Source organism: Erwinia sp. STN24, assembly GCF_041320675.1.
GTDB lineage: Bacteria > Pseudomonadota > Gammaproteobacteria > Enterobacterales > Enterobacteriaceae > Erwinia > Erwinia aeris.
Map to the genome: position 1 here is coordinate 1,137,632 of NZ_JBGGPM010000001.1, position 12,865 is coordinate 1,150,496.

At 54.6% G+C, this 12,865-nt stretch carries 16 protein-coding genes; 4 read left to right on the plus strand and 12 right to left on the minus strand.

What is annotated here, in order from left to right:
* Positions 1-23: 23 nt before the first annotated feature.
* Positions 24-908 carry a type I 3-dehydroquinate dehydratase gene (gene aroD / locus ACA373_RS05315; RefSeq protein WP_301252780.1) on the minus strand — a complete coding sequence of 295 codons (885 nt, stop codon included), beginning with the start codon at positions 906-908 and terminating at the stop codon, positions 24-26.
* Positions 909-998: 90 nt separating this feature from the next.
* Complete coding sequence (locus ACA373_RS05320; protein WP_253453704.1) at positions 999-1,391, minus strand: hypothetical protein; 393 nt, start codon at positions 1,389-1,391, stop codon at positions 999-1,001.
* 234 nt (positions 1,392-1,625) lie between these two features.
* On the opposite strand from ACA373_RS05320, the gene ACA373_RS05325 reads away from it, so the two are divergent.
* A complete protein-coding gene (locus ACA373_RS05325) occupies positions 1,626-2,237 on the plus strand; it encodes a diguanylate cyclase (RefSeq protein WP_370734105.1) in 612 nt (203 codons plus the stop codon).
* 64 nt (positions 2,238-2,301) lie between these two features.
* Here the strand turns inward: ACA373_RS05325 and ACA373_RS05330 are convergent, their stop codons facing one another.
* From ACA373_RS05330 to ACA373_RS05355, 6 genes are all read right to left on the minus strand, one after another.
* On the minus strand, positions 2,302-2,481 hold the full coding sequence (locus tag ACA373_RS05330; RefSeq protein WP_370734106.1) for a general stress protein: 180 nt from the start codon (positions 2,479-2,481) through the stop codon (positions 2,302-2,304).
* Between the two features lie 753 nt (positions 2,482-3,234).
* On the minus strand, positions 3,235-3,513 hold the full coding sequence (locus ACA373_RS05335; RefSeq protein WP_253460951.1) for a hypothetical protein: 279 nt from the start codon (positions 3,511-3,513) through the stop codon (positions 3,235-3,237).
* Positions 3,514-3,640: 127 nt separating this feature from the next.
* Positions 3,641-4,090, minus strand: coding sequence for a YcgN family cysteine cluster protein (locus ACA373_RS05340; protein WP_370734107.1), 450 nt, complete (start codon positions 4,088-4,090; stop codon positions 3,641-3,643).
* A gap of 63 nt (positions 4,091-4,153) precedes the next feature.
* Complete coding sequence (locus tag ACA373_RS05345) at positions 4,154-4,813, minus strand: fumarylacetoacetate hydrolase family protein (protein WP_370734108.1); 660 nt, start codon at positions 4,811-4,813, stop codon at positions 4,154-4,156.
* Between the two features lie 29 nt (positions 4,814-4,842).
* Positions 4,843-5,901 (minus strand): lytic transglycosylase domain-containing protein, encoded by a 1,059-nt coding sequence (locus ACA373_RS05350; protein ID WP_253453691.1) that lies wholly within the window; start codon positions 5,899-5,901, stop codon positions 4,843-4,845.
* Between the two features lie 87 nt (positions 5,902-5,988).
* A complete protein-coding gene (locus tag ACA373_RS05355) occupies positions 5,989-6,264 on the minus strand; it encodes a YcgL domain-containing protein (protein ID WP_253453688.1) in 276 nt (91 codons plus the stop codon).
* 155 nt (positions 6,265-6,419) lie between these two features.
* Between ACA373_RS05355 and minC the strand changes: the two genes are divergently transcribed.
* From minC to minE, 3 genes are read left to right on the plus strand one after another with little or no spacing between them, the layout of a single operon-like run.
* Complete coding sequence (gene minC, locus ACA373_RS05360; RefSeq protein WP_253453685.1) at positions 6,420-7,112, plus strand: septum site-determining protein MinC; 693 nt, start codon at positions 6,420-6,422, stop codon at positions 7,110-7,112.
* A 43-nt stretch (positions 7,113-7,155) separates the two neighbouring features.
* Positions 7,156-7,968, plus strand: coding sequence for a septum site-determining protein MinD (gene minD, locus ACA373_RS05365; RefSeq protein ID WP_125287791.1), 813 nt, complete (start codon positions 7,156-7,158; stop codon positions 7,966-7,968).
* 3 nt (positions 7,969-7,971) lie between these two features.
* The gene (gene minE / locus ACA373_RS05370; RefSeq protein WP_253453681.1) at positions 7,972-8,241 is read left to right on the plus strand and encodes a cell division topological specificity factor MinE; all 270 of its coding nucleotides are present in this window, start codon (positions 7,972-7,974) and stop codon (positions 8,239-8,241) included.
* Between the two features lie 67 nt (positions 8,242-8,308).
* Here minE and rnd read toward each other — a convergent pair whose 3' ends face one another.
* The 4 genes from rnd to tsaB all read right to left on the minus strand — a co-directional run bounded on the left by rnd (position 8,309) and on the right by tsaB (position 12,817).
* Positions 8,309-9,415 (minus strand): ribonuclease D, encoded by a 1,107-nt coding sequence (gene rnd / locus ACA373_RS05375; RefSeq protein WP_253460948.1) that lies wholly within the window; start codon positions 9,413-9,415, stop codon positions 8,309-8,311.
* A 109-nt stretch (positions 9,416-9,524) separates the two neighbouring features.
* Complete coding sequence (gene fadD / locus ACA373_RS05380; RefSeq protein ID WP_253453677.1) at positions 9,525-11,201, minus strand: long-chain-fatty-acid--CoA ligase FadD; 1,677 nt, start codon at positions 11,199-11,201, stop codon at positions 9,525-9,527.
* 210 nt (positions 11,202-11,411) lie between these two features.
* On the minus strand, positions 11,412-12,011 hold the full coding sequence (locus ACA373_RS05385; RefSeq protein WP_253453674.1) for a Slp family lipoprotein: 600 nt from the start codon (positions 12,009-12,011) through the stop codon (positions 11,412-11,414).
* A gap of 110 nt (positions 12,012-12,121) precedes the next feature.
* Complete coding sequence (tsaB, locus tag ACA373_RS05390; protein ID WP_370734109.1) at positions 12,122-12,817, minus strand: tRNA (adenosine(37)-N6)-threonylcarbamoyltransferase complex dimerization subunit type 1 TsaB; 696 nt, start codon at positions 12,815-12,817, stop codon at positions 12,122-12,124.
* Between the last annotated feature and the right edge of the window lie 48 nt (positions 12,818-12,865).

Genomic DNA, 12,865 nt, shown 5'->3' on the forward strand with positions numbered 1-12,865 from the left:
GTCAGGATGTGCCTGTAGCTGCCTTATGAACGCATTCCTTTATGTACCACCTCCAACACCTTTCCCAGATCCTGCACGTCAACCTGCCCCGACGCCGAAGCGTCGCCAAACATAGCGAAAGTCAGCGCCGAACCGGACAGTTCTCCGCTCATGCGTGACAGCACGCCCGTTTCACCCATCGACATCGTTAACAGCGGGCGCTGCGCATAGTGCTGATGCATATCCAGCGTAGCGTTAAGCAGGGTCAGCACGTCTTCCGGGCCTTTCGGCATCGCCGCCAGCTTCAACACATCCGCGCCGCGCCGCTGCTGCTCGCTCAGGCGGGCGATAATTTCCTGAGCGGAAGGCGTAGCGTGCAGCTCATGGCTGGAGAGAATGATATGTTTACCCTGTTGATGCGCCAGCCCGATCAGCGGATCGGTCAGCGTGCTGTCGCGGTACATTTCAATATCCAGCAGATCGAACTGGCCAGCCGTCAGTAAGGCGTGATACAGCGCGGCATACTTCCGATCGCTGATGGCTTTCTTGCCGCCTTCGGCTTTGGTGCGAAACGTCAGCAGCAATAGCTTGTCGCCAAGACGCGAGAACACCTGCCGCGTTAAAGCCGCCATCGCGTCGGTATCGTCAACGTTGTCCAGCGGATCGAGCCTTAGCTCCAGCATATGAAAATCGCTTCTGTCCGCAATCTTATCAACGAAGGCTAAAACCGCCTTTTCGCTGCTGTCAGTGGTTGGGATAATTACTTTGGGCTGACCTTCGCCAATAGCGATCCCTTTCAGTTTCAGAACGGGTTTATCAAGCTGAGGCGGTGTCGAAGCTTCGGAGGCCGCTGCGGCGGCAGGTGTGGAAGACATAAGCGAAAGGGCGACCAGTGCGCCTCCGCAACCGATAAACTCTCTGCGATGCATAACGCTTTACCTCCCGGTTAAGGGTAAAGATTTTAAGCATAGCAAAGGAAATCAAGCCGGTAGCGCACTGCCCTTGACGGATGCCAGACGCTAATCGATCTTACGACAGTCGTACGAACCGGAAATTTTTATCTGGCTGCGGCTGCTGCGCAATACCTCAACGTCAAGCGTGGCGCTACCCGCCTTATTCAGGTATGTCATCCCGTAATCGCCCTGAAATTTGGTAGCAGCCACGGTCCAGTGCATTTTCACATTGTCGACATCGCCTTTCTGCTGCAGCCAGCTGACCTGCTGCCTGCGGGTTTTTACGCCGTCCACGGTCGCCCAACTGCCGTTCGCCGTCTGCCCGGCCAGACGAAAAGGCCCGCATTTAATATCCGCCAAAGCAAGCTGTGGCAAAGCAAGTGCCACGGCAAGCATGGAAAGAAGGATCGGTTTCATTTTTACCTTGCGAATATAACTATCCATTGTAGAAGTGAGCATCTGGTGTTCCTTATTGAGTAAACTGCGGGCAATACCTGGAGCGGCATCAACATCTACTGAATAATAGCTTACTTAACGTTTAGCGCGGCGCACCCTGAGTTTAATTAGCCGACTTTTCTGCCCTACCTCAGAAATAATGCAAACCTGTCATTACTCCGGAAACAGCGCATTATTCTGGCATCTCTGTTTTGTATGGCTATGCTTTATGCATTCTTACACCGATGAGCCGTCGCCATGCAAAATTTTGATCCGCAGATGATGGTGCTGCTTTATTTTGTGCTGCCCGTCTGGCTTATTGCCGGTTTCGCCGACTATTTATGCCACAGAGCCACAAACATAGAGACTACCGCCGGGCTGAAAGAAACCTTTATTCATCTTCTGATGTTTCTGGAGATGGGCGCCCCGCTTCTCGCTGCGCTTTTCCTGGATATCAATGCGCTGGTGATTGGCTTTATGATCGTGATGTTCTTCTGCCACGAAGCGACAGCATTGTGGGATGTCAGCTATGCCGTAACCACCCGGCGCGTATCGCCCGTAGAGCAGCATATCCACAGTTTTCTGGAGATGGTGCCGTTAATGGCGCTGTTGCTGGTGATTTCGCGACACTGGTCGCAGTTTCTGGCGCTGTTTGGCCTGGGCGCAGAGCCTGCCCGCTTCGATCTTCATCAGCGAGCCGATCCTTTACCTGACGCATATATTGCCTGTGTTCTGGCCGGGATCCTGTTTTTTGAACTTATACCTTATCTGGAAGAATACTGGCGGGGTAAGCAGGCTCAAAAGAAAGTCTATAAAAAGACTAATAACTTCATTTTTTATAAAGTTCAGATAGAGAATTTACCTGTATAAATAAATTTAACCCCGGCATTAAATGCCGGGGCTGGCATATTAAGAGATAAATTTCCGTTCGCTTTTATTCAGACTTGCGTCCGCCGCCGTGGCTATGCTCACCCCCTTTCTTGCCTGCTTCTGATGCTTTTTCACGGTCGTTAGCAAAATTACCTGTGCTATTTTGACCGCCTTTTTTACCTGCCTCAGAGGCTTTTTCACGGTCTTCTGCAAAGTTTCCAGAACCGCCACGATGTTCAGCCATAATCTCCTCCTGAATACAAACTTCATTAGTTAATTGGCAACCGGCTTTTACGCCGGGAATTTCGTGTTGCATAATTAAGAGTAGATAAAAGCTTTGTATTTGCAAAAGTGTTAACCGCTTCGCTTAATAAAAAATTATACAAGCACACCGACGTGTACAAATTTAAATATAGGGCGCGTGATTTTTTCCGTTCAGGGATAATAATTTATCTAATGGAATAAGAATAACCCCAAAGGTGCAAGAAACAAAAAATTACATTTTGATATTTAAGAAAACACCAATGAAACAGACGAATTACCCTACCTCGCTGGTTACCTTGTCGTTCTTTGCGAATATCTGTGGACAGACTGCTCACTAACAAGCTGTTTTCGTTTAACTTTCTTGGGCGAAACTATGCGAACGGCTGATTTGCACTGCAACAACGTATTGCCGTCGTCTGGCTGTATTGGGCACAAATGTGCGGTCAGGCCAGACGGCGAGCTGATTTTGGCAGCTAACAACGTATTGCCGTCTACCATACACCCCAATCAGTCCATGGAAAGGTCAGAAATGGCCTGAAGACAGACCCTGAAGCAGTGAAAAGGCCAAATGACGAAGCGCAACGCTAATGCGTCGTGGGCTTGTTTTAAGCGTGCTAAAAAGCAAGCCGGCTCATCTTACGGAATGGGGATAACAGCCGGGCTTAGAAACAGAGCGGGACAACTGTCCCGCAGTCAGTCTGCGCTCTTATCGTTAGAGTGCGCAGCAGGACAGCTATTGCTGCATGTCAGCAAGCGTTTTTTCCTCGCTCGTCTCCTCGACGACCATGACCAAAGGGCATTTTTTAACCTTACAGGCCTGGGAGTAGGCGAGTTCACAAACCTCACACAGATCGCGTACCTCTGATTCGTATTCATATTCCATAAAATAACGAAACGTAGCGCTGCGCGATGCTGTTCTCCAGAACCTCTGCTGTTCCAATATTTCATCAAGCTGCCTGAAAGTCAGGGCTGAAGGGTTATGGAAACCCACTCTCACACGGTATGTAGTCATACCCTGATTATTTGCAGAGTGACGTAACTTATCCAGGCGGTGCTGATTCTCATTGAGATAGGCAAAACCTAAACTGCGTAGTCAGGTAGCGGCAGCCGGAACTGAAGACATCTGTCAGCCCGTTAGTCTATTTACCGTACCAGCGCGGCTTATTGATGATGTGATCTTCCCAGTCCTGCACTTCGCTTTCGCGCACGGCAATATGGCGAACAGAAATACGTACCGCGTGCATCGCCGCCTTGCTGCCGCTGCGCAACGGATGCCAGACGGGCAGATTCTTACCTTCGGCCAGCACCCGGTAAGCACAGCTCGGCGGCAGCCAGGAAAACGTCGGCAGGTTATCGCGCGTCAGCTTGATACAGTCTTCTTCCAGCTCAAAGCGGCGTTCGTAGTTACGGCACTGGCAGGTTTTAATATTCAGCTGATTGCAGGCGACGTTAGTGAAGTAGATTTCATCCGTATCGGCATCCTGCAGCTTGTTCAGACAGCACTGGCCACAGCCGTCGCACAGGGATTCCCATTCCTCATCGCTCATTTGCTCCAGCGTCTTTTGCTGCCAGAAAGGGGTATCACTCATTTTGCTGTCCTGTTTAGTTAAAAGCCCGCACCTTATAAACAGTTCGGGCCTGAGTTGCAAGTCTTACAGCACGCGCGTCGCCACGCCGCGTCCGCCCAGCGACACTTCCAGCGTATCGCCAGAGGTCATCGGGCCAACGCCTTCAGGCGTGCCGGTCAGGATAATATCGCCCGCGCGCAGCGTGAAGAACTTACTCATATAGGCAATCAGCGGCAGGATTTTATGGATCATATCCGCAGTGGAACCCTGCTGACGCACTTCGCCATTGACGATCAGCTTTAGCTCGATATCCTGCGGATCGGCGCCCAGCTCGCTGGCGGCAATAAAACCGGAAACCGGGCAGGAATTGTCGAAGCCTTTCGCTTTTTCCCACGGCTGTCCCGCTTTTTTACAGCCGGCCTGCACGTCACGCAGCGTTAAATCCAGCGCCACGCCGTAGCCTGCAATAGCTTTCGCCACGTGCTCTTCCGTTGCCTGTTTCAGCGTGGCGCCAATCAACACTGCCAGCTCAACTTCATGATGCACCGCGCCCAGATCTTTCGGGATCGACAGCGGCTGACGAAGATCGCACAGCGCGGTTTCCGGCTTGATAAACAGGACAGGCTCAGCAGGCGTCGCGCTGCCCATCTCTTTAATATGTTTTGCATAGTTGCTGCCTACGCAGACCACTTTGCTCACCGGGTAATCTAATAAAGCGCCCTGCCAGTTATGATGCTGATACATACTGTTCCCCTGCCTGTTTGCGTGAGTGGTCAGTGGACCACATCCTGTTGAGAAATGGCGTCGGCCATCATGCCGATACTGATGGCGAAATAATATGATCGGTTCCAGTGCATAATGACGCGGAAGTTGTCGTAAACCATAAAGGCCCGGCCCGGCGCGTCGTCGGGCAAAATAATCCAGCTGCGCTGCGCATTATCCGGCAGCGGCGCATCATCGCTGAAGCGTACGCCCAGTTTTTGCCAGTCGCCAACCGATTTCGCCTGGTCGGTTTTCAGCCCTGCCTGCGCTTTAGCAAAATCGACCGGCAGGATCACCTCCTGGCCCCAGCGCCCGCCGGGCTTCCAGCCTTCCGTTGCCAGATAGTTGGCCGTAGAAGCAAACACATCCTCCACGTTATTCCAGATATCGATTTGCCCGTCGCCGTCGCCGTCCGCGCCGTAGCGCAGGAAAGAAGAAGGCATAAACTGATTCTGCCCCATCGCGCCAGCCCAGGAGCCCTTCATCTGCGCCGCGCTGATATGCTGCTGCTGAATAATCCGCAGCGCCGCCATCAGCTCTTTAGTGAAGAAGGCTTCGCGGCGTCCTTCAAAAGCCAGCGTAGAGAGCGCAGAGACGATCTCTTCTTTTCCCTGGATTTTGCCGAAGCTGCTTTCCATCGCCCAAAGCGCCACTATATATTCCGGCTGCACGCCATAACGCTGGCTGGCCGTTTGCAGCTGCGGCAAATACTGCTGGAAGTTTTCGCGCGCACGCTGCTTTTTCCATTCCGGCAGCACGCGCGTCAGATAGTCGTCCAGCGTGACTTTCTTTTCTAACTGGTTACGGTCGGCAGAAATAGCGCGGTCGACGAAATGAATATTGCTGAAGGCAGTGTCGATAGTGGCGGCATCTATGCCCTGCTCCCGCGCCTGGCGCTTAAGCTCCTCGACATAGGCGGGAAACTCCGCCGGATCGCGCCCGGTTGCGGCCAGCGTGGTTTTCTGCTGCGCCGGCGCGGCGTTTTTTTTCTCAAGGGCTTTACTGTTCTTGCTGGCACAGCCGGCCAGCAGCAGGGAAAAAATAAGCGTGGTGAAGAGAGGTTGCTTCATAAAAGGCCCTTTTTACGTGCTTCCCGCCGTCAATAATATCCGGCGGGAAGAAAAGCGGTGGGAAAATAGCTTGCAGATGATTCCTAATTAATCTTTTTTACCTTTTTCCAGATGCATCTTAAGCAGACTTTCCATCGGCGGCGGCACCTGTAAATAATAACCTTGCTCCAGCAGCGCCGTTTTCACTTTTGCCTGGTCCGCATTGGCCAGGCGTTTACTGCCGTCCAGCGGCAGGACCATCGCCAGCTGGGGTTTACCAAATCCCTGAAGCAGTTCAGCAGGCACGCGCGAGAAATCGTCTTTTTTTTCAACATAAAGATAAGTCTGGTCACGTTTAGGACTTCTGTAGATCACACAAAACATATTTTTTACTCGAATTAACCTGGTCGGTGGCTTGCCTGAATATAGCAGTAACTATAACATGCTTGCTGAACTTCGGAATATCGTCCGGGCGCGATTAACCGTCACTCTGACGGAGATTTCGCCGGGATTTGAAATAACAGGACTGAGCGGGACAGATGTCACAAACGCCAATCGAGTTAAAGGGCAGCAGTTTTACTCTGTCTGTAGTTCACTTACACCACCACGATGCGGATGTGGTGCGCCAGGCGCTTCAGGATAAAGTCAGCCAGGCTCCCGCTTTCCTGAAAAACGCGCCGGTTGTGCTGAATGTTTCCACCTTAACCAGCGAGGTTAACTGGCGGCAGATGCAGCAGGCTATCGCGTCGACCGGCCTGCATATTGTCGGCGTCAGCGGCTGCAAAGACGAGGCGCTCAAGCGCATGATTGTGCGCGCCGGCCTGCCGCTGCTGTCTGAAGGCAAAGAACAAAAGCCCGCGCCTGAAGCGCCGGAGCCGGCTAAGCCCGTTGAGATCCCGGCGGCCAGAACGCGCGTCATCAACGCGCCCGTTCGCTCTGGCCAGCAAATATACGCGAAAAACAGCGACCTGATCGTCACCAGCAGCGTCAGCGCGGGTGCCGAACTGATAGCCGACGGCAATATCCATATCTATGGCATGATGCGCGGCCGGGCCTTAGCCGGGGCCGGCGGCGATCGCGACTGCCAGATTTTTTGCACGAATTTATCCGCAGAGTTAGTGTCCATTGCCGGTGAGTACTGGATTATGGACCAAATCCCTGCTGAATTTTTTGGAAAAGCGTCACGTCTTTGCTTAAAAGATGGCGCCCTGACTATACAGACACTGAACTGAGCCAGGCTCACGAGCCCTTTCTTTTCTTAAGGAAAATTATTATATGGCACGCATTATTGTTGTTACATCGGGTAAAGGAGGCGTGGGCAAAACCACGTCCAGCGCGGCCATCGCTACCGGTTTAGCCCAGAAAGGTAAAAAAACCGTCGTGATCGATTTCGATATCGGTCTGCGAAATCTCGACCTGATCATGGGCTGTGAGCGCCGGGTAGTCTACGATTTCGTTAACGTCATCCAGGGTGACGCCACGCTTAATCAGGCGCTGATTAAAGATAAGCGTACTGAAAATCTGTTTATCCTGCCTGCTTCACAGACGCGTGACAAAGATGCCCTGACCCGCGAAGGCGTGGAAAAAGTGCTTAACGATTTAGCCACGATGGCGTTTGATTTCATCGTATGCGATTCACCGGCGGGTATTGAAACCGGCGCGCTGATGGCGCTCTATTTCGCTGACGAAGCGATTATCACCACCAACCCGGAAGTCTCCTCTGTCCGCGACTCCGACCGTATTCTCGGCATTCTCTCTTCCAAGTCTCGCCGCGCGGAAAACGGTCAGGATCCGATTAAAGAACATCTGCTGCTCACCCGTTACAATCCGGGGCGCGTTAGCCGCGGCGATATGCTGAGCATGGAAGACGTGCTGGAGATCCTGCGCATTCCGCTGGCGGGCGTGATCCCTGAAGATCAGTCCGTGCTGCGCGCATCTAACCAGGGCGAACCGGTCATTCTGGATATCGATTCCGACGCGGGCAAAGCCTATGCCGATACCGTCGATCGTCTTCTGGGTGAAGAACGTCCCTTCCGCTTCATTGAAGAAGAGAAGAAGGGTTTCCTGAAACGCCTGTTTGGGGGATAAAACATGGCCTTACTTGATTTCTTTTTATCCCGTAAAAAAAGCACAGCCAATATAGCCAAGGAACGGCTGCAGATTATCGTGGCGGAGCGCAGGAGGGGCGACGCCGAGCCTCACTATCTGCCGCAGCTGAAAAGAGACATTCTGGAAGTTATCTGCAAATACGTGAAGATCGATCCGGAAATGCTGAGCGTTAAACTGGATCAGAAAGATGACGATATCTCCATTCTGGAGCTTAACGTGACGCTGCCTGAGGCAGAAGAAACCCCGAAATGAGCCTTTGCCACGCCTGACTTTCCCCTGCCTGTTTGCAGGGGAAAAGGGCTGCGGGCAGCCCGCGTCGTTAGTAGTCTGCCAGCAACGCCAGAATGTCGTCGCGCAGCAGATCGCCCCGCCAGCCGTCGAGCAGCTCCGGCGTCCCCATCGGTTTCAGCTTCCAGTGCCAGTTCAGCAGCTGATTAATCTGCCGCCGCGAGGCCAGCAGTTCCTGACTGACGCCGTTTTTCTCCGCCGCTTCCGCCATTAGTGCCTTCAGCGCTTTAAAGACTTTTTTATAGGCGGGATTGTCGATCAGGTTAGCGACCGGCTCTGGCAGTTCGCTTTCCGGCAACGCATTGGCCTGCGCCACCATCGCCACCAGCGCCTTGCCGTGGAATCGTATTTCCTGGCCGCCCAGGCCAAGGTGATCCAGTTCGCCCAGCGAACCCGGCATATACCGCGCCACCTTCCAGAGGTTCTCTTCCCGCACCACAAAATTCACGGCCATGTCTTTTTCACGCGCCAGCTCCAGACGCCATGCGGCCATCAGGCGCAGCGCGGCAAGCTGGCGAGGACGCAGCTGCCAGGCATTGGCGATGTCGCGCCAGGCCTCTTCCGGCACCACAACGGTACGGCGACGCTGACACAGCAGGCCACACTCGTTCAGCGCGGCGTTGAGCCGACCGGCCGCTTCGGCTTCCGCCATCAGTTTCTGCGCAATCGGCAGCAGATACCAGACGTCCGCGGCGGCATAGTGGCACTGCTTTTCCGTCAGCGGACGCGCCAGCCAGTCGGTGCGCGATTCGCTCTTATCCAGCGCGATGCCGGTAAAAGATTCCACAATGGTGGCAAAACCGCAGGAGAGCGGCCGGCCGGTGAAAGCAGCCAGGATTTGCGTATCAATCATCGGTTCCGGCAGCACGCCATACTCATGCAGGAAAACTTCCAAATCCTCGCTGCCCGCGTGCAGATATTTAATGACGTTTTGATCGAGGAGCAGCTCACGAAACGGCGTCCATTCGCTGATGGGCAGCGGATCGATCAGTGAAACCCGCTCGCCGTCAAACAGCTGAATCAGTCCAAGGCCGGGATAATAGGTGCGGGTGCGAACAAACTCGGTGTCCAGCGCCACGGCGGGAACCTGACGGGCGGCCTGGCACACTTCGGCCAGCGCCTCGTTGGTGGTTATCATGGTGTAATTCAAGGTGATCCTCTCGCTGCGGCTTCTTGTGCCTCAGTGTGGTTCAATAAAAACGCCGGCTTAACCGGCGTAGAAGTTACTGGCGTGCGCCTGACTACGGCTACGGCGTCGTTTTTGCCGACGCGTCGCGCAGCTCGCGGCGCAAAATTTTGCCGACGTTGGTTTTCGGCAGCTCGTCGCGGAATTCGACAATCTTAGGAATTTTATATCCGGTCAGATGCTTCTTACAGTGGGCGATTAACTCTTCTTTGGTCAGCGAGGCGTCTTTTTTTACCACGCAGATCTTCACCGTCTCGCCTGCTACCGCATCAGGAACGCCTACCGCCGCCGCCTCGCGCACTTTGGGATGCAGCATAGCCACATCTTCGATCTCATTAGGATAAACGTTAAAACCGGAAACCAGAATCATATCTTTTTTCCGATCGACGATGCGAATAAATCCTTCCGCATCGACGGTAACAATGTCGCCGCTGTGCAGCCAGCCGTTTTTCAGCACCTCGCCGGTGGCCTGCGGATGATTCCAGTAGCCCGGCATAACCTGCGGCCCTTTAATGCAAAGCTCGCCCGGTTCGCCCGGCGCTACCTCGTTACCCTCGCCGTCCACGATGCGGATATCGGTCGACGGCACCGGCAGGCCGATGCTGCCGCTGTGGTAACGGATATCGTAAGGATTCACCGAAACCAGCGGCGAACACTCCGTCAGGCCGTAACCTTCCAGCAGATAATGACCGGTAAGCTTCTCCCAGCGTTCGGCAACGGCTTTCTGCACGGCCATGCCGCCGCCCGCCGATAGCGACAGGCTGGAAAAATCCAGCTGCTGGAAGTCTTTGTCGTTCAACAGCGCGTTAAAAAGCGTGTTGACGCCGGTAATGGCGGTAAAGCGGTTTTTCGCCAGCTCTTTCACCAGCCCCGGAATATCGCGCGGATTGGTGATCAGCAGGTTCGCCCCGCCCAGATCGATAAACAGCAGGCAGTTCACCGTCAGCGCGAAAATATGATAAAGCGGCAAGGCGGTCACTACCGTTTCTTCGCCCGCTTTCAGCAGCGAGCCATAGGTCGCCTTGGTCTGCTCCAGGTTGGCCTGCATATTGCGATGGGTCAGCATCGCCCCTTTCGCCACGCCTGTCGTCCCGCCCGTATACTGCAAAAAAGCCAGATCGTCGTTCACGATCGCAGGCCGGACATACTGCATCCGGTAGCCTTCTTGCAGCACGCGACGGAAGGAGATAGCGCCCGGCAGATGGTATTTCGGCACCATCCGCTTGATATAGCGCACCACAAAATTAACCAGCGTGCCCTTAGCCGGGGAAAGCTGGTCGCCCAACCGGGTCAGGATCACGTGCTTAAGCTGCGTTTTCGCTACCACTTTTTCCAGCGTATGGGCGAAGTTTGACACGATGACGATGGCGCTGGCGCCGCTGTCGTTAAGCTGGTGCTCCAGCTCGCGCGGCGTATAGAGTGGATTGACGTTAACAACTATCATGCCTGCACGCAGAACGCCAAACAGCGCAATCGGATACTGCAACAGGTTGGGCATCATCAGCGCGACGCGATCGCCCTTTTTCAGTCCCAGTCCCTGCTGGAGATAGGCGGCGAAAGCCCGGCTGCGCTCTTCCAGTTTACGATAGGTCATCGCCTGGCCCATGTTCATAAAGGCGGGCCTGTCGGCATAACGGTTAGCGGCGTGTTCGAAAAGATCGATCAGGGAAGGATAACGATCGGCATCGATTTCTGCGGGAACATCTGCAGGGTAGCGGTTCAGCCAAACCTTATTCAAGGAAACACCTCGGAAACTCAACGTTGTCGTCATCACAACCTCTTAACTGCTCCATCTGTTAACATTATATTAACTCAGCGTACCAGTTTGCTGGCCCGTTCCGTTTTGAGGTTGCGAAGCATATCACTAATTTCTTCTCGTTTTGAGAAGCCAAAAAATAACCCGACGGCCGGAAACCAGCCGTCGGGTCTGTAACGCTCGGTCTGAGCGCTATTCGGTCAGGATAGTTTGCACTTCCGCTGGCCCTGGATTATAGAACATCATTCCCGGCGGCGGGCCCCAGTAGCCGCCACGATGGCGACCGCGCGGCGGGCCATACCAGATCCAGGGATCCATCGGCGGCTGCGGTGAAACAACCTGCTGCGTCAGGCGCCAGCGCTGATAGCCCGTCACGGCGACCGTGACAAACTGGTAGCTCGCCTGGCCGATTTCGCCCTTTTCCGTGCCTTTGATCGTACCGACAACCGTCACCATCTGATTATTGAGGTCGACAGGATCGACAAAGCCGTTGATATCCGCATAAATACGGCCAATCGACGGACTGCCCAGCAGCGGACGCGCAAAATCGTCCAGCCGCATGGCGGCAATCTCCAGCCGGGTCGAGCCGTTCTGATTGGTGACCTTCACCACCTTGCCGCCAAAGCGCGACTCCTGGCCGACATACAGCTGCGGCGCATTCAGCACCCGCGCCAAATCCTGCTGCGGCGTAGGCGAATGCCCTTTGACGGAATCCGGCACGCTGGCGCAGCCCGCCAGCAGCAGGGAAATTAACAGCAAACTACCTGACCGCAATAACCGTTTATTACGCATAAAAACTCTCCAGGGATACTAGTCACTTTGACTCCTTTCGGGCCAATTAGTTGCTGAGTTTTTCTCTGCCCGGCTCGTTTCACGCAGCTTAAGGCGCGGCGCGGCCAGACTTATTCCCTGCCCGGCAGCTTTCTCCAGGTGACTTCGTTGCGCAGGTAGGTCGGTTCCGCCTCTTCCGGCAGCACCGTATTGCCTGCCGCCAGCTCAAGCGCCGCCAACGGGATCATATCTTCCGCACAGGGCAGCGTTACCTCGGTCGCCTGTAAGGTCAGCGTACTCTCCGCGCTCAGCTGCGGATACGCCTGCCAGCCGGTTCCCACCATCGTCCAGCTACCGTTCAGCTGCGTCATACGCGCCAGCGCGTCCTCTGGTTTGAGCACCGCTTCGGTCTCTTCTCCCTGCCAGACGCCCTGCTCGTCGCGCTGATACTGTGCCCAGTACACTTCGCCCATGCGCGCATCTATCGCGGCCAGCACGCGATCGGCGCCCTGTAAACGCCAGGCGCTCTGCGCCATGGTCTTCAGCGTCGACACGCCGATTAACGGCAGCGCCGCGCCCAAAGCCAGCCCCTGCGCGATGCCGGTTCCGATACGGACGCCGGTAAAGCTGCCCGGCCCTTTACCGAAGGCCAGCCCGTCCAGCTCGTTCAGGGTCAACGCTTCCTGTTGAAGCTGCGCCTGCACCAGCGGCAGGATACGTTGCGTATGTTCGCGGGCGCACAGCTCAAAATGCGCCGTGACCTTGCCGTTATTCAGCAAAGCGACCGAACAGGCCTCGGTGGCCGTATCAATAGCTAAAATTCGCATGGATTTTTACCTCAGGCGGGACAAAATTTTCGGCGCGCAGCATAGCAT

Excerpts from the sequence above, each read along its gene's own strand:
- minE (WP_253453681.1), top strand. The coding sequence starts at position 7,972 with ATGGCCTTACTTGATTTCTTTTTATCCCGTAAAAAAAGCACAGCCAAT.
- ACA373_RS05320 (WP_253453704.1), bottom strand. The coding sequence starts at position 1,391 with ATGCTCACTTCTACAATGGATAGTTATATTCGCAAGGTAAAAATGAAA.
- ACA373_RS05330 (WP_370734106.1), bottom strand. The coding sequence starts at position 2,481 with ATGGCTGAACATCGTGGCGGTTCTGGAAACTTTGCAGAAGACCGTGAA.
- rnd (WP_253460948.1), bottom strand. The coding sequence starts at position 9,415 with ATGATAACCACCAACGAGGCGCTGGCCGAAGTGTGCCAGGCCGCCCGT.
- minC (WP_253453685.1), top strand. The coding sequence starts at position 6,420 with ATGTCACAAACGCCAATCGAGTTAAAGGGCAGCAGTTTTACTCTGTCT.
- ACA373_RS05335 (WP_253460951.1), bottom strand. The coding sequence starts at position 3,513 with ATGACTACATACCGTGTGAGAGTGGGTTTCCATAACCCTTCAGCCCTG.
- ACA373_RS05350 (WP_253453691.1), bottom strand. The coding sequence starts at position 5,901 with ATGAAGCAACCTCTCTTCACCACGCTTATTTTTTCCCTGCTGCTGGCC.
- ACA373_RS05340 (WP_370734107.1), bottom strand. The coding sequence starts at position 4,090 with ATGAGTGATACCCCTTTCTGGCAGCAAAAGACGCTGGAGCAAATGAGC.
- aroD (WP_301252780.1), bottom strand. The coding sequence starts at position 908 with ATGCATCGCAGAGAGTTTATCGGTTGCGGAGGCGCACTGGTCGCCCTT.
- ACA373_RS05355 (WP_253453688.1), bottom strand. The coding sequence starts at position 6,264 with ATGTTTTGTGTGATCTACAGAAGTCCTAAACGTGACCAGACTTATCTT.
- ACA373_RS05345 (WP_370734108.1), bottom strand. The coding sequence starts at position 4,813 with ATGTATCAGCATCATAACTGGCAGGGCGCTTTATTAGATTACCCGGTG.
- ACA373_RS05325 (WP_370734105.1), top strand. The coding sequence starts at position 1,626 with ATGCAAAATTTTGATCCGCAGATGATGGTGCTGCTTTATTTTGTGCTG.
- tsaB (WP_370734109.1), bottom strand. The coding sequence starts at position 12,817 with ATGCGAATTTTAGCTATTGATACGGCCACCGAGGCCTGTTCGGTCGCT.
- ACA373_RS05385 (WP_253453674.1), bottom strand. The coding sequence starts at position 12,011 with ATGCGTAATAAACGGTTATTGCGGTCAGGTAGTTTGCTGTTAATTTCC.
- minD (WP_125287791.1), top strand. The coding sequence starts at position 7,156 with ATGGCACGCATTATTGTTGTTACATCGGGTAAAGGAGGCGTGGGCAAA.